Origin of the sequence: Pandoraea sp. PE-S2T-3 (assembly GCF_002179965.1) — a bacterium.
GTDB lineage: Bacteria > Pseudomonadota > Gammaproteobacteria > Burkholderiales > Burkholderiaceae > Pandoraea.
This window is the reverse complement of sequence record NZ_NGUQ01000001.1, coordinates 144,428-167,356: the sequence shown is the minus strand read 5'-3', so window position 1 is coordinate 167,356 and position 22,929 is coordinate 144,428. Positions and strand designations below refer to the sequence as shown.

The 22,929-nt window shown below is 63.0% G+C and carries 15 protein-coding genes; 11 read left to right on the top strand and 4 right to left on the bottom strand.

What is annotated here, in order from left to right:
• Positions 1-5 precede the first annotated feature (5 nt).
• From cysW to CDV46_RS00715, 4 genes are all read left to right on the top strand, one after another.
• Positions 6-911 carry a sulfate ABC transporter permease subunit CysW gene (gene cysW / locus CDV46_RS00730; protein ID WP_087688915.1) on the top strand — a complete coding sequence of 302 codons (906 nt, stop codon included), beginning with the start codon at positions 6-8 and terminating at the stop codon, positions 909-911.
• Positions 912-1,010: 99 nt separating this feature from the next.
• Positions 1,011-2,087, top strand: coding sequence for a sulfate/molybdate ABC transporter ATP-binding protein (locus tag CDV46_RS00725; RefSeq protein WP_087688856.1), 1,077 nt, complete (start codon positions 1,011-1,013; stop codon positions 2,085-2,087).
• Between the two features lie 126 nt (positions 2,088-2,213).
• Positions 2,214-3,152, top strand: coding sequence for a CysB family HTH-type transcriptional regulator (locus CDV46_RS00720; protein WP_058379051.1), 939 nt, complete (start codon positions 2,214-2,216; stop codon positions 3,150-3,152).
• A 102-nt stretch (positions 3,153-3,254) separates the two neighbouring features.
• Entirely contained in the window at positions 3,255-4,295 is a 1,041-nt protein-coding gene (locus CDV46_RS00715; RefSeq protein WP_087688855.1) for an asparaginase, read from the top strand.
• A gap of 247 nt (positions 4,296-4,542) precedes the next feature.
• Here CDV46_RS00715 and glxR read toward each other — a convergent pair whose 3' ends face one another.
• From glxR to gcl, 3 genes are all read right to left on the bottom strand, one after another.
• On the bottom strand, positions 4,543-5,445 hold the full coding sequence (gene glxR, locus CDV46_RS00710; RefSeq protein ID WP_212677120.1) for a 2-hydroxy-3-oxopropionate reductase: 903 nt from the start codon (positions 5,443-5,445) through the stop codon (positions 4,543-4,545).
• A 200-nt stretch (positions 5,446-5,645) separates the two neighbouring features.
• Positions 5,646-6,437 carry a hydroxypyruvate isomerase gene (gene hyi, locus CDV46_RS00705; protein ID WP_087688853.1) on the bottom strand — a complete coding sequence of 264 codons (792 nt, stop codon included), beginning with the start codon at positions 6,435-6,437 and terminating at the stop codon, positions 5,646-5,648.
• A 172-nt stretch (positions 6,438-6,609) separates the two neighbouring features.
• Positions 6,610-8,379 carry a glyoxylate carboligase gene (gene gcl, locus CDV46_RS00700; RefSeq protein WP_087688852.1) on the bottom strand — a complete coding sequence of 590 codons (1,770 nt, stop codon included), beginning with the start codon at positions 8,377-8,379 and terminating at the stop codon, positions 6,610-6,612.
• A 121-nt stretch (positions 8,380-8,500) separates the two neighbouring features.
• On the opposite strand from gcl, the gene CDV46_RS00695 reads away from it, so the two are divergent.
• The gene (locus CDV46_RS00695; RefSeq protein WP_058379046.1) at positions 8,501-9,412 is read left to right on the top strand and encodes a LysR family transcriptional regulator; all 912 of its coding nucleotides are present in this window, start codon (positions 8,501-8,503) and stop codon (positions 9,410-9,412) included.
• A 72-nt stretch (positions 9,413-9,484) separates the two neighbouring features.
• On the opposite strand, the gene CDV46_RS00690 is transcribed toward CDV46_RS00695, so the two are convergent.
• Entirely contained in the window at positions 9,485-14,101 is a 4,617-nt protein-coding gene (locus CDV46_RS00690) for a hypothetical protein (protein WP_087721504.1), read from the bottom strand.
• A gap of 706 nt (positions 14,102-14,807) precedes the next feature.
• Here CDV46_RS00690 and CDV46_RS00685 point away from each other — a divergent pair.
• From CDV46_RS00685 to CDV46_RS00660, 6 genes are all read left to right on the top strand, one after another.
• Positions 14,808-19,457: a hypothetical protein gene (locus CDV46_RS00685; protein ID WP_140413263.1), complete on the top strand. Its 4,650-nt coding sequence runs from the start codon at positions 14,808-14,810 to the stop codon at positions 19,455-19,457.
• Positions 19,458-19,642: 185 nt separating this feature from the next.
• Complete coding sequence (rpsF, locus tag CDV46_RS00680) at positions 19,643-20,020, top strand: 30S ribosomal protein S6 (RefSeq protein ID WP_087688849.1); 378 nt, start codon at positions 19,643-19,645, stop codon at positions 20,018-20,020.
• Positions 20,021-20,066: 46 nt separating this feature from the next.
• On the top strand, positions 20,067-20,369 hold the full coding sequence (priB, locus tag CDV46_RS00675; RefSeq protein WP_087688848.1) for a primosomal replication protein N: 303 nt from the start codon (positions 20,067-20,069) through the stop codon (positions 20,367-20,369).
• 2 nt (positions 20,370-20,371) lie between these two features.
• A complete protein-coding gene (rpsR, locus tag CDV46_RS00670) occupies positions 20,372-20,653 on the top strand; it encodes a 30S ribosomal protein S18 (RefSeq protein WP_010803800.1) in 282 nt (93 codons plus the stop codon).
• Between the two features lie 27 nt (positions 20,654-20,680).
• Complete coding sequence (rplI, locus tag CDV46_RS00665) at positions 20,681-21,133, top strand: 50S ribosomal protein L9 (protein WP_087688847.1); 453 nt, start codon at positions 20,681-20,683, stop codon at positions 21,131-21,133.
• A gap of 326 nt (positions 21,134-21,459) precedes the next feature.
• On the top strand, positions 21,460-22,827 hold the full coding sequence (locus CDV46_RS00660) for a replicative DNA helicase (protein ID WP_058380343.1): 1,368 nt from the start codon (positions 21,460-21,462) through the stop codon (positions 22,825-22,827).
• The last annotated feature ends 102 nt before the right edge of the window (positions 22,828-22,929 follow it).

Genomic DNA, 22,929 nt, shown 5'->3' with positions numbered 1-22,929 from the left:
CGATCATGTCCGATTCGCTTACTCTCCCGGCCGCCGCTGCGCACGTGCCGAAAGTGCGCAGCACCGATCCGACCGACGAGCCCAGGCTCGTCAAGGTCGTGTTGATCGGTCTGGCGCTGCTGTTTTTCGCCTTGTTTCTGGTGTTGCCGCTCGCGTCGGTGTTCGTCACTGCACTGGGCAAAGGTATTGGCGCCTATTGGGACGGCATGACCAACGACGATGCGCTCTCGGCCATCCGCCTCACGTTGTTGATTGCCGTGATCGCCGTGCCGGTGAACGTGGTGTTCGGTGTGGCGGCGTCGTGGGCGATTGCGCGCTTCGACTTCAAGGGCAAGAGCGTGCTGACCACGCTCATCGACCTGCCGTTCTCGGTGTCACCGGTGATCGCGGGGCTCACGTTCCTGCTGATCTTCGGCCGTCAGGGCCCGCTGTGGGACTGGCTCGACGCCAACAACCTGCGCATCGTATTCGCGCTGCCGGGGCTGGTACTGGCCACTATCTTCGTGACGTTCCCGTTCGTCGCCCGCGAGCTGATTCCGCTGATGCAGGCGCAGGGCAGCGAAGAGGAAGAAGCGGCGCGCGTGTTGGGCGCCAGCGGCTGGCAGGTGTTCACGCGGGTGACGTTGCCGAAGATCAAATGGGGCCTGCTGTACGGCGTGATTCTGTGTAACGCGCGGGCGATGGGCGAGTTTGGCGCGGTATCGGTGGTGTCCGGCCACATTCGCGGCGAAACGAACACGCTGCCGCTGCATGTGGAGATCGAATACAACGATTACCACACGGTGGGTGCGTTCGCGGCGGCATCGATTCTCGCGCTGCTGGCGCTGGCGACGCTGGGCCTGAAGCTGTGGGCCGAACGCAAGCTGGCACAGGACAAGGCCGCACGCCGCATCGACGCGACCGCCACCTGAAGCCGCAAGCAAACGCATACGCATACCAAAGCACACCAACGAACACGAAGGCAGACGCGAACGCCGCCAACGCGGCCATCGCATCGAGGAGCAAGGCAGATGAGCATTCAAGTACAACAGGTTTCGAAGCGTTTCGGCGATTTCGCGGCGCTCGACGACGTGAGTCTCGAATTTCCCACGGGCGAGCTGGTGGCGTTGCTCGGGCCGTCCGGTTGCGGCAAGACCACGCTGCTGCGCATCGTGGCCGGCCTTGAGTTTGCCGATGCCGGGCGCGTCGTGCTCAACGGCGAAGACGTGGCGAGCGTGGGCACCCGCGAGCGTCAAGTCGGTTTCGTGTTCCAGCATTACGCGCTGTTCCGTCACATGACGGTGTTCGAGAACGTGGCGTTCGGCCTGCGCGTGAAGTCGCGCCGCGATCGCCCCTCGGACGCGCAGATTCGCACCAAGGTGCATGAGCTGCTGAGCCTTGTCCAACTCGACTGGCTGGCCGATCACTACCCGGCAGAACTCTCCGGCGGGCAGCGTCAGCGTATTGCGCTGGCCCGTGCACTGGCGGTCGAACCGAAGGTGCTGCTGCTCGACGAGCCGTTCGGCGCGCTCGACGCCAAGGTGCGCAAGGAACTGCGCAGCTGGTTGCGCCGCCTGCACGACGAGCTTCACATCACGACGATCTTCGTGACGCACGATCAGGAAGAAGCACTGGAAGTGGCGGACCGCATCGTGTTGATGAACCGGGGCAAGGTCGAACAGATCGGTGCGCCGCAAGACGTGTACGACACGCCCGAAAGCGCCTTCGTCTACGAATTCCTCGGCGCGGCCAACCGCCTGTCGGGGCAGTTGCAGACGCATGACTTCATTGCGGATGCGGGCGCGTATCGCGTGACGGTTGCCAAGGACGATCTGCCGGCACTGCCGCAGGACGGCCGCGCCATTGCCTACGTGCGCCCGCATGAACTCGCGTTGCTGCCGGCGCACGATGGCGGCCCGGGCATCGACGTGTCGGTGCGCCGTGCGATCCCGCTGGGCGGCACCGTGCGTGTGGAACTGGCGGCACCGGGCGATGCGGTTTGGGAAGCCGAACTCACGCGCTCGGGCTGGCAGGCATTGGGTGCGACGGCGGGCGAACCGCTGCGCGCCGTGCCGCGTCAGTTGCGCGTGTTCTCGGCGCAGGCCTGAACATGAGCGCTCCCGGCAACGGGGCGGTCAGCAGCACCTGGGACAGCAGACAGAAAATCGATAAGCAGTTAAAGACAAGACGTACTAGGTAGATGTAACAGACAAGCGATAGGGCGGAGTCACACCATGAATTTCCAGCAATTGCGCTACGTGCGCGAAGCCGTACGGCAAAACCTGAACCTGACCGAAGCCGCGAGTGCGCTTTACACCTCGCAGTCGGGCGTGAGCAAGCAGATCAAGGACCTTGAGGATGAGCTCGGCGTCGACGTGTTCGTGCGTCGCGGCAAGCGTCTCACGGGCCTCACCGAGCCGGGCAAGGCCGTGTTGCAACTGATCGAGCGCATGTTGCTCGACGCGGAAAACCTGCGCCGCGTGGCGCGTCAGTTTGCCGATCAGGACAGTGGGCATCTGGTGGTGGCCACCACCCACACGCAGGCACGCTACGCATTGCCGCAGGTCATCAAGCAGTTCACTAGCGTGTATCCGAAGGTGCATCTGGCCCTGCGTCAGGGCAGCCCGCGCCAGATCGCGCAGATGGTCATCGACGGTGAAGCCGATATCGGCATCACGACCGAAGCGCTCGATCGCTTCCCCGATATCGTGACGTTCCCGTGCTATTCGTGGCATCACGTCGCCGTGGTGCCGAAGGATCACCCGCTGGTGGGCCGTGAGAGCGTCACGCTGGCCGACATTGCCGAATATCCGATCATCACGTACGACGGCGATTTCACCGGCCGCTCGCACGTGGACAAGGCGTTTGCCGACCAGGGACTGGTGCCGGACATCGTGCTGACCGCGTTGGACACGGACGTCATCAAGACGTACGTCGAGATCGGGCTGGGCATCGGCATCGTCGCGGCGATGGCGGTCGACCCGCGCAAGGATCAGGATCTGGCCGTGCTCGAACTCGACAACGCGTTCGAGCCGAGCACCACGCGTATCGGCCTGCGTCGCGGCGCGTTCCTGCGCTCGTATGCTTACCGCTTCATCGAGATGCTCGCACCGGCACTCAAGGAGCAGGAAATCTCGACGCAACTGCGCGAAGCGCTGGAGTTTGCCGCCTGAGATCAAAATTCCCCCGGCGCGCGTGCCCCGTGCGCCGGGGCACGCCGCCCGTTGGGTTTTCCGCGATTGGGAACCGGGGCAGGATTCGATACAATCGCTGGCATGACCTTGACCTCTTTTAATCCGACCCCGCATTACACCGTGCCCACCGGCGAATTGCCGCGCATTGTGCTGCTCGCCACGGGCGGCACGATCGCAGGCAGCGCCGCTGACGCGACGCGTACGGCCGGTTATCAGGCGGGTGCGCTCGGTGTACAGGACCTGCTCGCGGCCGTGCCGGCGCTGGGCAGCATTGCGCATATCCATGCCGAGCAAGTCGCGCAAATCGACAGCAAGGACATGAGCTGTTCGCTGTGGCAGAAGCTTGCCGCACGCCTGAACGCCTTGCTCTCGCAGCCCGACGTCGCCGGGGCGGTGATTACCCACGGCACCGATACGCTTGAAGAGACCGCTTACTACCTGCATCTGACGGTCAATAGCCGCAAGCCGGTCGTGATTACGGCCGCCATGCGTCCGGCGACGGCATTGTCTGCCGATGGCCCGCTCAATTTGCTCAATGCCGTGCGTGTCGCGACCGATCCGATTTCGGCGGGGCGCGGCGTGCTGGTCGCCATCAACAATCAAATTCACTGCGCGCGCGACGTCATCAAGACGAGCACGTATGCGGTAGATGCCTTCCTGTCGCCGGAAATCGGTGTGCTTGGCTGGGTGCAGGACGAGCGTGTCGCGTTCCAGCGTGCCGCGCTGCAATACCACACGGTCGAAAGCGAGTTCGTCGGTCTGTCGGGCGAATTGCCAGCGGTGGAAGTCGTGTCGAGCTATGCGGGGGTTTCGCGCATTGCCGTCGACGCACTGGTCGAGGCGGGCGTGCAGGGCATCGTGGTGGCAGGCACGGGCAACGGCTCGCTGCATTCGCTGCTGCAACAGTCGCTTGCCGAGGCCGTGCAGCGGGGCGTGGCCGTCGTGCGTGCCGCACGCGTAGGCAGCGGTCACGTGATGCACAACGGCGCGGCGCCCGACGATCAGTACGGTTTTGTGAGTGCAGGCAATCTGCATCCGTACAAGGCGCGCGTGCTGCTGATGCTGGCCTTGCAGGCCGGCGTGCCGCGCGATCGCTTGCAGAGTCTGTTCGACGAGTATTGATCGCGGCGGGATCGTGACGTGATCGAGACGTGATCGTCACGACGAACGCAGGCAAAAAAATACGGCGCCAGTCATGCGACTCGCGCCGTTACCGTTTCAGCGATGCGCCACTCGCGTGGTGTGACGCATTCACCTCCCCTTACTGGTCATGCTGGCGGCCTGTGGCGGCCGCTTCTTCGTCTTCTCGCGAACTACCCGATGATTCACGCCCCGCGTGAGGGCGGGGCGTGAGATTCGCTGACTGTGCTCAGGCAACCGTGTGGTTGGAGAGCAGTTCCAGCGCGCGCACCATACCCGAGTGATCCCAGCTCGAACCACCGTTGGCGGCGCAGGCGTTGAACAGCTCTTGGCACGTGGCCGTGTTGGGCAGCGACACGCCGAGTGCCTTCGCACTTTGCAGCGCCAGATTCAAGTCTTTCTGGTGCAGCGAGATGCGGAAGCCCGGCTCGAAGTTGCGCTTGACCATGCGCTCGCCGTGCACTTCCAGAATGCGCGACGAGGCGAAGCCACCCATCAGTGCCTCACGCACCTTGGCGGGGTCGGCACCGGCCTTCGATGCGAACAGCAGGGCTTCGCCCACGGCTTCGATGGTGAGTGCGACGACGATCTGGTTGGCGACCTTGCAGGTCTGACCGGCACCGCTTTCGCCCACCAGCGTGATGTTCTTGCCCATCAGCTCGAAGAACGGCTTCACGTCGTCAAACGCGGCTTGCGAGCCACCGACCATGATCGACAGCGAGGCAGCCTTCGCGCCGACTTCGCCGCCCGAGACCGGCGCGTCGAGGTATTCGCAACCCAGCGCCTTGATCTTCTTGGCGTATTCCTTCGTTTCGATCGGCGAGATCGAGCTCATGTCGACCACGATCTTGCCGGCCGTCAGGCCTTCGGCCAGACCGTCTTCACCGAACAGCACGTTACCGACGTCGGGGGTGTCCGGCACCATCACGAAGATGATGTCGGCACGCTTGGCGACTTCCTTGGCCGACGTGCAGCACGTAGCCTGACCGTCGATCAGGTCTTGCGGGGGCGTGCGGCGCTCGTACAGGAACAGCTTGTGACCGGCGTTTTGCAGATGCTTCGCCATCGGCGCGCCCATGATGCCCAGACCAATAAAACCGAGTTGTGCCATTTCGAGACTCCTTGTTGCCAAAGTTTGAATGTTGTCGCTGCTGCTGCCGCTGCGGTTACCGGTCAGCGAGGCGGGCCGTCATTGCCCATGTCCCCGTGCTCCGGCCGCATGCCCCCTGCATGCGGCCGGCGGGGCCCTTCCTCGTCGAAACGCCGTCAGCAGCCTTGCTTGTGTCGTGCTTGTCTTGTGCTTGCGCGTACGTACGTGTTGTGGCGTCGGACTTATGCCGCTTCGCGCAGACCCGCCGCCTTGAACCAACCCAGACCGTCGGTCGTGGTGGTGGCGGGCTTGTACTCGCAGCCGATCCAGCCGGTGTAGCCGATGCGATCGAGCAGGGCGAACAGGTAGGCGTAGTTGATTTCGCCCGTGCCCGGTTCGTTGCGGCCCGGGTTGTCGGCCAACTGCACGTGGGCGATGCGCGCCAGATTCGTCTCGATGGTCTTGGCGAGCTCACCTTCCATGCGTTGCATGTGATAGATGTCGTACTGCAAGAACAGGTTGTCCGAGCCCACGTCGTCGAAGATCTCCAGCGCCTGCTTCGTGCGGTTCACGAAGAAGCCCGGAATGTCGTACGTGTTGATCGGCTCGACCAGCAGGCGGATGCCTTCAGCCTTGAGTGCGTCGGCGGCAAAGCGCAGGTTGCCGACGAGCGTTTCGCGGGCGGCGTCGGTCGACAGATCGGCACCTTGCTTGCCCACGAGGCAATTCAGTTGCTTCACGCCCAGCGCCTTGGCGTAGGTGATGGCTTCGCCCACGCCGTCGCGGAACTCGGCGATGCGCTCGGGGAAGATCGCGATACCGCGCTCACCCGCTTCCCAGTTACCGGCCGGCAGGTTGTGCAGCACCAGATCGAGCTGGTACTGGTTCAGTTTGTCGGCGATCTGGTCGCGATGGAACGCATACGGAAACAGGAACTCCACGCCACGAAAACCCGCTGCGGCGGCCGCCTTGAAGCGGTCGAGGAACGGCACCTCGTTGAACAGCATGGTCAGATTGGCGGCAAATTTCGTCATTGCGCTGACTCCTCTCTTTCTTATAGGGGGTTGGTTTCGACGATTCGATTCAGGGTGTTTCGGGTGGTACGGGGTATTGCAGGGATTGCAGGGCGCGTGCTGGGCCGATAAGGGGGTCTAGGTCTTATCGGAGGGGACGCACACGCCCCGCAAACGGTCACAGGCGGGCGGCTTACGCCGTCACTGCGCTGTTGTCTTCTTCCACGACGTCGATGATTTCTTCGAACTCATTGACGTTGTTGATTTCGGTGCCCATCGCAATGTTGGTCACGCGCTCGAGAATCACTTCCACGATCACCGGCACCGAGAACTCGGCCATCAGCTTGCGGGCCTGTTCGAAAGCGGGCTGGATGTCGTTCGGCTGATGCACGCGGATGGCCTTCACGCCCAGACCTTCGGCAACCTTCACGTGATCGACGCCGTAGCCGTTCAATTCCGGCGAGTTCACGTTTTCGAACGCGAGCTGCACGCAGTAATCCATGTCGAAGTTGCGCTGTGCCTGACGGATCAGACCCAGATACGAGTTGTTCACCACGACGTGGATGTACGGCACCTTGAACTGCGCTGCCACGGCCAGCTCTTCGATCATGAACTGGAAGTCGTAGTCGCCCGAGATGGCCACCACGTCCGACGACGGCGACGCCACCTTCACACCGATCGCTGCCGGCACGGTCCAGCCCAGCGGGCCGGCCTGACCGCAGTTGACCCAGTGGCGCGGCTTGTTCACGTGCAGGAACTGTGCGGCCGCAATTTGCGACAGGCCGATGGTCGAGACGTAACGCACGTCGCGGCCGAAGAAGGCGTTCATTTCCTGATACACGCGTTGCGGCTTGATCGGCACCTGATCGAAGTCGGAGCGGCGCAGCATCGTGCGCTTGCGCTTCTGGCAGTCGGCGACCCACTGCGAGCGGTCCGGCAGACGCCCGGCAGCCTTCAGTTCCTTGGCCACTTCGACGAACAGCGTGAGCGCAGCCTTCGCATCGGAGACGATGCCGTAGTCCGGGCCGAACACGCGGCCGATTTGCGTCGGCTCGATGTCGACGTGCACGAACTTGCGGCCCTTGGTGAAGACGTCGACGCTACCGGTGTGGCGGTTGGCCCAGCGATTGCCGATGCCCATCACGAAGTCCGAGGCGAGCATCGTCGCGTTGCCGAAGCGGTGCGACGTTTGCAGCCCGACCATGCCGGCCATCAGCGGGTGATCGTCGGCGATGGTGCCCCAGCCCATGAGCGTGGGGACGACCGGCACGTTGACTGTCTCGGCGAATTCGACGAGCAGGTCGGCGGCGTCGGCGTTGATCACACCGCCACCCGACACGATCAGCGGACGCTCCGAGGCGAGCAGCATCTGGATCGCCTTTTCAGCCTGCGCGCGCGTGGCAGCGGGCTTGTAGACCGGCAGCGGCTCGTAGGTGTCGGGATCGAATTCGATCTCGGCGACCTGCACGTCGAACGGCAGGTCGATCAGCACCGGACCCGGACGGCCCGAGCGCATCAGGTGGAATGCCTGCTGGAACACGCGCGGCACGAGTGCCGGCTCGCGCACGGTCACGGCCCACTTGGTCACCGGCTTGGCGATCGATTCGATATCGACGGCCTGGAAATCTTCCTTGTACAGACGGGCGCGCGGTGCCTGACCCGTAATGCACAGAATGGGGATCGAGTCGGCTTGTGCCGAGTACAGACCCGTGATCATGTCGGTGCCGGCGGGGCCCGAGGTACCGATACACACGCCGATGTTGCCGGCTTCTGCACGGGTATAGCCTTCGGCCATGTGCGACGCACCTTCGACGTGGCGCGCGAGCACGTGCTCGACGCTGCCGGCCTTGCGCAGTGCCGAATAGAACGGGTTGATTGCTGCGCCCGGCACGCCGAACGCGGTGGTGATGCCTTCCTTCTCCAGCACCCGAACGGCGGCCTCTACGGCGGTCATCTTGGCCATGTGACTCCTCCAATGTGTAATCGGTAATGATCTTGGAAGCCACTTTAAGCCGGTACGATTTGTTTGATAAGATCACAAAAGATCGTTTTTTTAATAACAAAAAGTATCGAATGGAGGCGGGATGGACCGTTACAAGCAGATCGAGACCTTCGTACAGGTGGCCGAAGCGGGCAGTCTGGCGGCGGCGGCGCTCAAGGAGGGCGTCTCGCCGGTGATTCTCGGGCGGCGCATCGACGCGCTCGAAAAGCGGCTGGGCATCAAACTCATGTACCGGTCGACGCGGCGGCTGGCGCTGTCGGAAGAGGGCGGCGCTTTTCTGGAGCGCTGCAAGCAGTTGCTGGGCGACTGGGACATGGCGGAGAACGAGATCAGTGCCGGGCGGCACGCGGTGTCGGGCCACCTGATCGTCTCGGCCCCGGCGGCGTTCGGGCGCAAGCACGTGGCGCCGCATGCGCCCACGTTTCTGCGCCAGCATCCGGAAGTGCAGATTTCATTCAACCTGACCGATCGCGTGGTGGACATCGTGCGCGAAGGCTACGACATGGGGATTCGTATCGGCGGCTCGGTCGACCCCAACTTCGTGGCGGTGAAGCTGGCGCAGAACCGGCGGGTGGTGTGCGGCACGCCCGCGTACTTCGCGCGGCACGGGCGGCCCAAGACGCTGGAGGATCTGGCGAAACACAATTGTCTGGCGTTCAACCTGCAAGGCGGGCAGCAGCGCGGCTGGTACTTCAAGCGGCAGGGCAAGCTGGTCACCACCCGCGTGAACGGCAATCTCGACTGCAACGACGGCGAGCTGCTGCACCGCTGGGCGCTGGAAGGGCTCGGGCTCGGCTGGCGCTCGACGTGGGAAATTCAGCGCGAGTTGCTTTCGGGCGAACTCGAAACCGTACTCGACGAGTATGCCCTGCCGGATTACGACATCCTCGCCGTCTACCCCCAACAACGTTTCCAGCCCGCTCGCGTGCGATTGTTCATCGATCATTTGCGGCAGGTCTTTGCCCGGCCCAATTACTGGCTGGAGCAGGAGTAGGGGGCTTGCTGTCAAGGGATGGGCCGTCTCTCCGGCAGGAAAACTCACCCGCCGGATTTTTGCCCCGATTCCTTACGTGCCGGGCGACGTCCGGTGTGCCCACGGGGTATGGGTTGGTGTGTAGCGCTGATAGACCGATGTCTCGCGGCGCAGAAGCCCTCCGATCCGACCGTGCTGGGCGGGGTCGTGCGCGTAGGCGATCGTGAGAATCAGGTGTTCCAGCGAGTCGGCATGTTGCACGATGTCACGGATGGCGTTATCCCCTTGCTGGTTCAGCATCTGGCCAATGTCGACACGCAAGCCGTCGTTCACCAGATAGTCGCGCACGATCAAGTGGTAGCGGGGGGTGTCGGAGCGATCCATGATGTCGGGCGGAAAGCGATTATCATCCCCCTCGCCGGAAGGGGCCGGAACCATCGTCGGCAACTCTCGCTGCGTACGAGGCGCCGGTACCACACCCGCGTAAATGTCGCGGCCATCGGAGAGGGCGTCGCTGCTGGCGACGGTGGCATGGGAGATTTCATGCAGCAGCACCGCCGCCAGCATTTCGTCGGGCATCGATGCCAGTGCCGAGGTATCAAAGCCGATCACGGGCCGCTGCAAGTTGGACGCATACTCCGGGTGTCCTAACGTGCCGTAGAGCGTCTCTGCGACGGCACCGGAGATATTTTCCATGACGCCCATGACCGTGTCCCGCTCGCGCCGGGCCACTTGCAACCCTTCATGCATTTTCGCGAGAACCGGGGAGAGCGCAGCCGCCAACTCATGGGCCCTGCCTGGCACGAAGCGATCGAGCAGACAGATCACCATGGGCGCGAGCTGACCACCCAGCGCCGTGCGTGCCTCCACCAGCAGGCTCTCGGCGCGGCCAAAAATGCGATCAAATTGTGCCTCCAGACCCGGGGAATCTAGGTCGCGCAGACTGCCCAGCATTTGGGTCTCGCCGACCCAGCGCGCGTTCAAGTCGCTGTGCAACGCCGCCTGGAACGTGTGGAAATTTTGCTGCGCATCGGGGGTGAGCGGTGCAAACGACACGGGATAGGGGCGCTGCGTCCGCCCTCTCGTCCGATGCATGAGAAAGCCGTAGGCGTCTGCGCCGAGCAACACCACCGCAGGCTGCTCGTTGCCCTGCGCCACCGTCTCGGCGTAGGGCAACGCCACTTTCATGGTGAACGCCCCCTCCGGCGATTTCGTTCGTCCGCGGCTGGTCCCCGGCCCCGGTTCAGCGGCGCGATTGCCCTGTCCCAACGCGCGTGAGGCGTACAGCGCACGCCGCCGTTCAAAGTGCAACGGCTCCGCCAGCGTATCGAGATCGATGCTGACGTCGATGCGCACATAGCCATGCTCGGGATACACCACGCCAGTGAGTACCGGTGGCAGATGGAGTACGCCGGCGAGCAGGTAGTTTTGCTTCGCCCCTCGTGTGGTAGGGCACCAGAATACGCGGTTGCCCTTCAGATAGTATTCATCGAACGTATCGGGGATCGGCCACGCTACTTCGCCGATGCGGGCCGCGACATCGTTGGCGTCGACATCGCGCCACTGCTCGGTTTTCGTGTCGAAGTGCCGCAACGGGGGCGGCTGCTGGAACAACGGCGTGATGACCGCCGATTTCGCGCCTTGTTGCCGGGAGAGTATGGCGCACGGTATCGTGCCGCGCGTTACGGCGCGGCGTTTGCGTAATTCTCCGAACGTTTCAGGCGCAGGGCATGCGTCGGGTGCGCCCGTCGGCAAGAGGTCGCTCGATTCCGGTGCGGGTGCTCGAGGCGCATGGCGCGTGCGCAGTGTGACGGGAGTCGGCGCAATGATCTTACTGTGCGCATTCGTCAAAAATGCCGGCCCGTACGTTTTTCCAGAGTGCGGATTCGCCAGACGCAGCCATGCCCCATCGCGTTTCACAACGGCGCCGGTGTGCGCATCCCAGTCAACCAGATCGAGTTGCCCGCCATCGGCCGCCACTATCGGGCGGGCGGCGTGGAAGGCGCCGGTCTGTCCGTGTGGCACTTGCCATACCCCTGCGTGGTGCACATAAGTCACGGCGGCATCGGCTTCACGTGTCCACGCGTTGACGGTGCTCGGGGCGACCTTCACGGCGCGAAGCTTGTCTCGAAGACGTCGCGCGAAGTCCGGCAAGTGCAGTGTTGCGCGCGTTGCCAACTCAAATCCCGGGTCAACGAAGCGCACTGCCGCTAACCCGGTCTGGGAGAGGCGAAAATTGGTGAGATCGACGGCGGCAAGCACCGCAGGCTCTGCAAGCAGGTGTGGGACGAGACGCGCCGCGCCGCGCAAGCCGGCGCGGCGCGCGACGCCGTGCGACAGATCGTCGATGGCGGCCTGCAACAGCAAGCGCGAGGCCTGCCACGTAGCCTTTTGCGCCGTCATGGCGGCATAAGCCAACGGGATGGCGCCGACAACATCGATACCGCAGTCGACCAATGCCCGCCGATAGCTGCCGGTTTGCACGTCGTCGGCGCAGTCGTGGAACGGCACGAACCCGAGCAGTAACCGATGGACGGATTCTCGATGCAACTCGATCGGTGTCTTGTCATACGCGGCGGTCCGGAACGCCTCCAGCCGGGCACTGAATTCGGCGGCGAGTGCGCGCGTCGGCGACTCATGCAGATTGCCCGCGGCAGGCTTGATCATTCGATAGCTTGCGACGTCATTGCGTGCGCGCAGCGGCGGTTCGTCACCCTGCGTGCCGACCAGCTTGCGGGCAAAGGCATGCATCCAGGCGTCGGCGTCACCGTCGAATCTCTCGATCCTGAGCGGCGCAAGCGTGACCACAAAGTGGTTTGCCGCACCGTCCAGTGTGGTATCGATGAAAACGGTATGCGTCGCTTCGGTGTCGGCGAATTGGCCCTCGGAAAAACCTCCCGCACAAGACGCACACGTGTGGGCGTTTGACGATTCGTCCGGCACCAGCAGCCTCACGGTGGGCACGCGCATCTGCCACGTACCGCATGTCCAGTATCGAAACGCTTCCGATGCGAGTCCGCTGACGAGTGCCTCCAGCGCTGGTTGCAAGATCACGTCGCGAATATGCGCCACGCTCGCAGTGAACTCGGCGTCGAAGCGTTGATTGACCCCTTGGGTATCGAGTCCCGCGTCGCGCAGCCGGGCGCCGAGTGCCGGCGCGATGCGATGTATGTCATCCATGCAGCCGTCGAGAATCAGGTCCTCCATGGCGGAAAACTCGTCTTGCCTAATGCAGTCACCGCGCAGTGTCTTGTAAAACGCCAAGGCAACCGTGATCAGTCTTCCAAAATGGGTCGTCTCGAAATACTTTGGCACCGGTGCCACAGTGAAGTACACCGACTCGACCTCCGGGAGCCGGTCGGAGAGCGCCCGCGTCAGAATCGCTGCGCGGCTCGGCAGCTCACCACGCAAGGCGTCGATCCATTCGGCGTGATCGTTCGAGAACGATTCGGCCATCTGAACGTGGAACAAGTCCATCGCATCTTGCAATGCTGCCGCGGCCAGTGCCTTGTCGTCGCGCAAATCGACGGTCCCCGAGGCATGCGCAAACAGCAGCACGATGTCGGCGTTCGAGTGAAAAAACGCGGTGATCGCTTCCGGTCCGAGTTCGAGCGCCGTCAGGTAAGCCGTTGCGGCTGTCGTGACCCATTCCGGGGCGCTCGATTGCCACGCACTCAAACCGGTCACACGCATGCCGATTCGCTGCAACGCCCACGGCAGGCTGCCCACGCGTACAGGGGCGGCGTTTGCATCGACGGCCAATATCGGATCGAACAGGGCGCCCAACAGCCGGTATGCCCACGACTTTGCCTGCGCGAGATCGGCGCCTTCGTCTGCGAAGACCGTATCGCCCAGGCGGGCGAGCCACCGATCCGCATTGCCGGCCCGTTCGAAGTGCCCGGTGTCCTCGCCCGCGCACGCCGCATTGAACGCATCGGGGCGGAGCCACGTTAGCCACTGGGTGCGAAGCGATGCCGGAATTTGATCGTTCGCATCGTTCATGCCGGGAAAGATCATGGTGTGGAGCAACCGGGCCAGCATGCCCTGCGCAAAGGTAGGGTCTGCATACGCGGCGGGTGCCGTGCCGTAACCCAACGATAAGCCGATGCGTTGCAGCAGCGCGTCGATGGCCCTGACTTCGTTACCCAACGCGTCGGTGGCTGTGCGCTTGAAATTCGAGGCATCCCACGGTGAAACGCCCGGGAGATCCTGCGGATCTAGTGCCTGATAGAGCGCATTCAGAAACGATGCCCGGGTCTCGCCGGGCGGCGTGCCGTTGCCGAACATCGCGACGAAATCGGTGAACGACGGGCCGTCCAGGAACGTGCTCAGATCACTCCCGGCAAGCCAGTCGCCGTCAAGTGCGGGGGCTGACGATGCCGCCGGGGACGCGGAATCGATGTCGGTGTGCTGCGCCGACGCGGGGGACGCGGGAGGCGCGGAGGCTGGCCCTGTTGGTATCGCCGTGACATCGTCGATTCCCTGCAACATTGCGACGCGTGACGTCGACCTCACGAGTGAGGGGGAAGCGCCCGCCGTACGGGGTGTGGCTGTCGTCACGACCTCGTTGTGCACGCCGGTTAGTGCATCGGTCGCATTCGTCACACCCGTTGCACCCGTGGAGCGCGCCATGGGAGACGCGCCGCGTGGGTGACGGGCGCGCGCGGCCACACCCGGCGGACACGCGGCCATCAGCAGGGCAGCGCCCATCAACAACGCTTTCCATGACACCTCCCCCGGTCCGTCCAGCGAAATGTCTGACAGTGTGTGCGGTGACGTGTGTGGCGATACCACGCCGGATAGCCCGCGAGCCTTGACCCGCACGCTCCCGGTGTCGGCAATACCCCGCGCGCACCGGAAGTCGCCACGCCATCGCTGAGTGTGGCGGGAATGCGCCACGCGCTGCATGTTTTCGCTGCCTGACGGCGGTCGCGAGCGCTGTGCGTGCGAGCGCTGTGCGTGCGGGCGCTGGGGTGCGCCCGAACTGGCCGCACGCCCCGTCGGGCGCGTGGCACAAGAAGATGACTTGGACATATGACCTCGCTTGATGAATGGCGCGCGGGGTCGGCGGATCCGGCCAGCGCCCACAAGGTCATCATGTGAACTTTGTTATCCCGGCGGTTAGGCAAACGGCGGTGGCGCGCTGGGATTTTGCCGGTCGACGCGTCAAGGCCCGCAGCGCCTTGTCCGATCCAAGAAATGCCGCTCGGCGATGCCACGCATGATGCCGCGCTGAGTGTCGGCCGGATGGACCGGCGGGCACCGTCAACCGAGAGTCATCATGCAAAAGCCGTCGTTTTACGCACGAAGTCATGCGCGCCCACCGAGACGCACTCACGCGAGCGGCACGGCCGAGGCGCTTTGCCGTACCGGGCAACACCGCGAGGGCCAGACCTGGACGGCGAGTTTGCGATGGGTGAAGCCCGCCCGCACCGGGCGCGTGCCCGCGACACTGGCATCGTCCGCACCCCCATCGCTTTCGACGCACGCGCCGGCCACCGCCGATGTTGCCGGCTCCGGGGTATGGAAGACATTGCTGATGGGGGCGGCGCTCCTGAGCGTTGCGTGCCCGGTCGTGGTGGCACGCAGCCTGCCTAGTCACAGCGGCAATGCCAGATCGCGCGACGGGGCGTCCGTCAACAGCGATCTCGATATGAACGTACGCCAGCGCTACGTGCCGCCCACCGCGCCGTCAGCGTCCGATGCAAGCGTGCTGGACGAGAGATTCAGCGATGCGACGACGCTCGCCCGAGCACCTCAGGCGTCGCAAGCGGCTAATGTCGCTAACGTGGCTAACTCGACTAACGTGACCCGTAGCGTCCGCGCGCTGCGGACACCTCGTACGGCAGACGCCAACGACACTGTCTTGACGACGGGGGCGGCATCGCTGCTGAGCGAAGACTGGCTTGGCAGCGGCAATCTCACCGGCTTTTTCGATGGTCCGCCATTTGCTGCGTTTCTGACGGAGTTCTGCGGCGAGGCATTGCCGGGCGAAGGGGCTGAACGGCTGAAAACGCGCGAGTCTGCGTTGCTCGCGCTACACGGTTGCCTGCGCCCCGCCAAGGCAACCCATCGTTCGCCATGGGACTCGGCGAACTTCATTACGACCGCCTTCGACGCGTTGGTCACCCGCGCAGGTATTTCGCTGGGATATGGCGCGCATGCGACGTCGCTGCAAGACGATCCCACGTTTGTTCAGGCGACCTTCGTTCGCGTGATGACGGCCATGATCTGGCCGGCACGGGGCGACGATCCAGCGACGATTCCGCCGTCGTTGCGCACGCAGTGGTTGACTTGGCTGCATCCCGGTCATCAGCAGCAAACGTGCGAGACCGAGCGAGATGCCCGGTATGGCGAACGTACGCTTGCCGTGGGCGTGCCCGATGCTGACCTGCTACGCGCCCGCTTGGGTGACCTGGTGTTTGGCAGCGAGCGCTGGGAACTTGGCGATGCGCGTTCTTGGGTGTACCGGCTGGCGGGCGCATTGATCGACCCGGCACTTGGCTTGCCCGACAGCATGGGGGGGATGCGGGTAGGGGATTTGCCGTGGGCGCTCACCCGGATCGGTATGACGATGGCCGGTCCGGATGCCTGGCAGATGTCGCCGCCGGAGCTGACGGCACTGGCCGCGACGGCTTATGAGAGCGCGATCGAGAGTGCCAACGACAACGGCACGGCGATCGACGTGTTTTTCCACATCAATGCGGAACCGATTTTGCTTCACGCCCACGCGCAGGGACTGATCGATTTACGTGACGAAGATTTGCACGCCGCGACGGCGATGAAAACCGCCATCGATGCGTTTGACGAGCGCATGCATCGGGCTTTCGGTGCACCGGCCGCGAATGGCATTGAAGCCTTGCGCGGTGAGTTGCCAACGCGTACGGCGGTGCTGACTCGCGAGCTCGTCAGGCAGTTGCCGGACGACGACGCGTTGTACTTTTCCATCGACGTAGGGCCGCCGAGTATTCAGAACAGCGGTTCGTGGCTGTTGGCAAAGGCGGGCGCGAAGTTGCTCCGGGCGGTGCGTGGCGACTGCGTCAATCCCGGCGACCTCATTGCCATGGAAGACCTGATTCTCGATGGCTGCATGGCGGATATCGACCGGATCGACCCAGCGTTGGGCGAACGGCTCCATGACGCAGGGCTGGACTCCGAGGGGCTTGCGGCGCGCTTCGACACCGAGTTTGCCGCCGGCGTGAAGCATATCCGGGACACCATATTGCTGCCCGCACTCGAGGGGCTTGTGAGGGCGCTTGCCCCTTACGACTTCCGGCACTGGACCTGCGGCGAGTGGCAAATTCGTGTGCCGAGCGTGAAGCTGTTGGTGCCGTTGGCCGCGGCGAGTTCGCAGTCGCGTCGGCATTTTGTTGGCGAGCCCCGGACGGAAATCATCGAAAAAGAGGCGACGAACGTTGTTTTCATCGATGCCACGATGGGCGGGACAACACGGCACTTCGCGGTGACGCTGTCTGCGCTGAAGATCACGGCCTATGACGGGCGCACCGAAGCGTGGTTGCGCGCTTCGCCTGAAACGCTCTTCGGTCCGGGGGAGGGGGTGCCGAAGCGCACGCCAAGCGATGTCGCTGCGTACCGCACGATTGCGCCTGCGGCAGGCAAGCCGCACGAGTCACCGACGCGCGCCGTGGCGCAGGCGTTCGGTGACCGGCTGATGGCATTCAGGGAGGGGGCCTATGGCAAGACGCCGACCGAAGTCCATCGGGAGGCCGTCCGGCGCGCGTTGCTCGGATTTATCCCGTTCTACAACTGCGTCGAGGATGTGACGTCGGGGAGTTATCGCATTGCGATGCTCGACTGCGGTATCGATGTTGCCAACGCCATTCCGCTGGTCCACGCGGCGGTGATGGCGGAGAAGGCGGTGTTGCAGGTCAGCCGGACGCTGGTCGGTGCCGTGCTCGACGACGTCTCGCAGAACGTCGTGCGCCGCGCCGGTCTGGCGGGTGGCTTTACGCGCGTGTTGTCCGACCCGGCGGTGTCCGCCGCGATTGACGTCGCCAACGCGCAGTTCAAGCACACCGGCGTGGCCCTTGCGCGCTTTGTCGATCCCGGTGTGGAACTCGGTGTTCGGGGCATGCTTCGTCTGCCGGGATTCGGGCGCCGTTGGCTGACGCGTATCGGCAGTCTGCCGCTGCTTTCGCGCGTGGCCGAGCGTTGGGCGCATGAGGCCCATACCGGCACCGTCTTTCTGCATCGCGACGGGGTTTGGTATGTGCCGTCTACGCTTGCGGCCGAGCTGCGTGCCAATGGCGAGACACTTGAGGCCGCCGGCGAGACGCTTGAGCTGGCCCGTCTGGGCGGGCGGGAGCACGTTGTGGTCCGGCGTGCCTCGGAGGGCGTACGGCTCGTCAATCCCCATACGGGGAAGATGTATGGCCCGTGGCTTGGCATGGATGACGCAGGGCGGCTGACGTCAGGTGGGCGAGAGGTCGGGCCGGCAAATACCGTACGTGAAGCCGGGCACACGGATATTCGTCGTCAATCCGCAGCATGTAGCGCGCGGGTAAGGCGTTCACCCGCGTCAAGCGCATGCGACGTGTTGCGGGGTCCGTCGCGCTTGCAGATGCGAATTCCGCAAGCCTCTGCGCCGCTCATGTATCGCAGACGCGATCTCAACGGCCTTTGGCAACCCGTCGATCTTACTGACGTCGCCGTGCGTGTGAAGCGCGTCGACTGGCCTGACGGAAGCACGCATGACGATTATTGGCTGGACGGTGACGACATCATGTGGCGCACGATGCTCGATGGGGAGCTGATTCAGCGCAAGGTCGGCACCCTGAGCCATGACCTTGAGCCGTTGGGGACGGCCTACCCGGACAGCGGATATGTCCGGGTCAGCTTTTACGTTGAGCTGGATGAAATTCGTGACGCGGAACACGCAAACCGACGTGCGCTGCTCAGTGAGAAGATGCTGGAGAATCGCGACAAACCGAATCGTCCGTGGTTTAAGGAGGAGTCCGTCGAGATCCAGATGGCGCTCCCCTACGCGGAGGGTGTCGATGCGTCAGACCGAAGATTCGGCGTTGTCATGACCCGCGACCGAGCGTACCGGTTCGTCATTGCGCAGCACAACGACAAGGCGTTCAACATTGTCTTGAAGCCGATGACGCCACCCGACGTCACTCGGTTTGGGCTGACACAACGCATGTCGGACGGCACCCTGAACGCGCGCGAAATCAATGGGAATCCCATGTTGAAGAGTCTGCGTGATATCGAAACGCCTGCGCTCAGGATCCATGTCGACGACATGTTCACACGAGCGGGCGAGATACTCAGCGATGCGCGTGCCGCATTGAGTCCGAGCCTGTCCGACGATGCGCGTTGTGTCCTTAAGCGTTTTGTGCCCGATCAGGCGCAGGAACTCGCCGAAGCGCTGCGCATCGACCTGGGGCGGCTGGACGCTGGGTTGCAGGCGGTGTCGGCGGCACGTCTGGACGTGATCGGCGTGATCGAACATACCGACGGCTCAATGGCCGAGACGTTGAGCGGGGTACTTGAGCATCTTGATCTGATACCTCACCTGGGGCGTCCGGTCATCGTTTTCGATACCTCGTCCATCATTGGATACTCAACCGAGGTACTGGCGTCGACGTTGCTGCATGAATTGAGCCACGCCATATTGCGAACGAGGGATTCGCGGGTGATTGGCGGATCGAGCCTCTACCCTGAATTCAAGCCGGCCTTGCCGGCACATCGAGCGATTGAGCAAGTCGAGGGGATGAGCGAAATGGTTGCGCAAGGCGAGCACTCGTGGGACGACCTCATGCGCAACACCAATACCCCCCGGTATCAGTTACTTGCGCGGGACCGCATCGTCTACGACGGGCTGGTGCCGGAAGTCAGTGCGTTGCTCGGGCAAAATGGGCATGGCGCGGTCCAACGGGTTTTGGGGCATGCTGCCTCGCTTGAGCACCTCATCGGCATATTGGCCTACACGCGCCGGGCCGGGCAACGCGTGCGCATCAACGAGTTTCTCGGCGGCGCCGGCACGTATCAACGCTACACGCCGGGGCACACCCCGTGGAATCGTCAGGCCGTGCCCGACTGACGCCTCGCGGTGACATTCCAGTCATGTCCGGCTAGCGGGAGCGCGGCATGATGGGAACGCGGTGGTTTGCGGCTCGTTTACCGCCCGTTCTTGAACAGTCACGCGAAAGTGGCTATAATCGCGAGTTCTGCAACCTTGCTGCACTGATCTGACGCTCAGGCGGCTATTTCCAAAAGGAGCTACATATGCGTCACTACGAAGTCGTATTTATTGTTCACCCCGATCAAAGCGAGCAAGTGCCTGCGATGATCGAACGCTATCGCGGCATGGTGACGGCCAAGGCTGGTCAGATCCATCGCGTCGAAGACTGGGGCCGTCGTCAACTGGCTTACATGATCGAGAAGCTGGCCAAGGCTCACTACGTTTGCATGAACATCGAGTGCGACCAGGAAACCCTGGACGAACTGGAACATGCATTCAAGTTCAACGACGCCGTTCTGCGCCACCTCGTGGTTCGCATGAAGAAGGCCGAGACCGCACCGTCGCCGATGATGAAGGAAGTGGCCCGCGAAGAAGCCAAGAAGGCTGCCGCGACGCCCGTCACGGAAGCTGCCGCTTCGTAATTAGCGCACCGGAACGCATCAGGGCGCCATTGGAACCATCGACCGCGTGAATCGCTTACGGCTAGAAGCCAGCATCGTCGAAATCGGCACGCTGCGCTATACCCCAGCCGGGCTTCCCGTGATCGACGTGACACTGGCCCATGCGGGAGCGACCGAAGAAGCGGGCATTGCCCGTCAGGTCGAGTTCTCGATTCCGGCAGTTGCGATCGGTCCCATCAGTGCCAAAGTGATGGCATTGGGACTCGAGAAACCCGCTCAGTGGGCTGGGTTCCTCGCCAAGAAGCATCGCAATAGCCGAACCCTGGTGTTTCACATCACAGCATTGCAAGAGTTTGAAAAGGATTGTTGAACATGCCGCGTCCTAACGGTAAAAACAAGAAGTTTGATCGCCGCCGCCAACAGCAAAACCCGCTGTTCAAGCGCAAGAAGTTCTGCCGCTTCACCGTTGCCGGTGTCGAGCAGATCGATTACAAGGATGTCGAAACGCTGAAGGACTTCATCGGCGACAACGGCAAGATCACCCCGGCTCGCCTGACGGGCACCAAGGCGCACTACCAGCGCCAACTCGATACGGCTATCAAGCGCGCGCGTTTCCTGGCGCTGCTGCCGTACACCGATCTGCACGGTGCTTAATCGCCAGTCGACGAAGGAGAATAGATAATGCAAGTGATTCTGCTGGAAAAAGTCGTCAACCTGGGTAACCTGGGCGACATCGTGAAGGTCAAGGATGGTTTCGCACGTAACTTCCTGATCCCGAACAAGAAGGCTCGCCGTGCCACGAAGGACGCGATCGCCGAATTCGAAGTTCGCCGCGCCGAACTGGAAAAGGCTGCTGCTGAGAAGCTGGCCGGTGCACAAGCCGAAGGCGAAAAGCTGTCGGGTCTGACCGTGCAAATCTCGCAGAAGTCGGGTGTTGACGGCCGTCTGTTCGGTTCGGTCACCAACCACGACATCGCTGAAGCGCTGGCTGGTCAAGGCTTCAAGATCGAGAAGATGCAAGTGCGTCTGCCGAATGGCCCGCTGAAGACCGTGGGTGATTTCCCGGTTCAGGTCGCGCTGCACACCGACGTCGTCGTCGATGTGACCGTCTCGGTCCTGGGCGAGCACGCCTAAGTATTACGCGTCAGCTTCCCGACGCGTTGAAAAGACGGAAGCCGGTCCGCCGGCTTCCGTTTTTTTATGTCCGTCTGTTCTGTCCGTGCAGTTTTCGTTGCTGCACAAAGATCACTGCCGTGATTGCCCGTCTGATCTCGCTCCCGCCGACCGCCTTCCGGTTGCGCGTTCCGTTCCACGTTCGTTACGTTCGATAGCTCCGACTTATGCTGCCTCCCGGGAAACTGCTGGACAAATCTCGTTCGGGAAAATCGTCGCGCAAGCGAGAATTTTCCGGTCAGGATCGCGACAATGGCGGATCGCACGAGCACGGTATAATGCCCGGCATGAACGCGCCCGATCCCCAGCTCGACTCCCTGAAGGTGCCGCCGCACTCCATCGAAGCGGAACAATCCGTGCTCGGTGGGTTGCTGCTCGATAACGGCGCCTGGGATCGTATCGGCGACTTTCTTTCCGAATGGGACTTCTACCGCTTTGACCACCGGCTGATTTATCAGCATATCGGCCGGCTCATCGCGAGCGACCGTCCGGCCGACGTCATCACCGTCTTTGAATCGCTGACGAGTGCAGGCAAAGGCGAAGATGTCGGTGGTCTGGCTTACCTGAACGCCCTCGCACAGAACACGCCGAGTGCGGCGAACATTCGCCGTTACGCGGAAATCGTGCGCGACCGCGCGGTGCTTCGCAAACTGGTGACGGTTGCCGACGAGATCGCGTCCGACGCTTTCAATCCGCAGGGCAAGGAAGTGCGGCAGATGCTCGACGCGGCCGAGGCGAAAGTGTTCGCCATCGCCGAAGAAGGCTCGCGCAGTGCCACTGGCTTTCTCGAACTGCAACCGCTGCTCACGCAAGTGGTGGAGCGCATCGACGAGCTGTACCACCGCGAAGGCGGTAGTGACATCACCGGCATTCCGACAGGCTTCGTCGATCTCGATCGCATGACCTCGGGCTTCAACGGTGGCGATCTGATCATCGTGGCAGGCCGTCCGTCGATGGGTAAGACGACCTTCTCGATGAACATCGGCGAACATATCGCCGTGGAAGAAGGGCTGCCTGTCGCCGTGTTCTCGATGGAAATGCCGGGGACGCAGCTGGCCATGCGTATGTTGGGTTCGGTCGGGCGTCTCGATCAGCATCGCTTGCGTACCGGCAAGCTGGTCGATGAAGACTGGCCGAAGCTCACGCACGCGATGCAGAAGATGAACGAGACGCAGCTTTTCGTCGACGAGACGCCTGCACTCAACCCGATGGAATTGCGAGCCCGTGCGCGTCGTCTGGCACGTCAGTGCGGCAAGCTTGGGTTGATCATCATCGATTACTTGCAGCTGATGAGCGGTTCGGGCAACGGTGAGAACCGTGCGACTGAAATTTCCGAAATTTCGCGTTCGCTCAAGGGGCTCGCCAAAGAACTGAACGTCCCCGTGATTGCGCTCTCGCAGCTCAACCGAAGCCTCGAACAACGCCCGAACAAGCGCCCGGTCATGTCCGACCTGCGTGAATCGGGCGCCATCGAACAGGATGCCGACATCATCCTGTTCATCTATCGCGACGAAGTGTATAACCCCGATACGCCCGACAAGGGCACCGCCGAGATCATCATCGCCAAGCAGCGTAATGGTCCTATCGGTGCGGTTCGCCTGGCGTTCATCGGTGCGTACACCAAGTTCGACAATCTGGCCGGCCCCCAATACTGACGCGAAATTACTGCCTGTTTGAGAAGGCGTGCGGTGACGCACGCCCGCAACAGGGTAGAATGTGACGTTTTTGTGTCGACCAGTCCCCACTCAATACCCGGA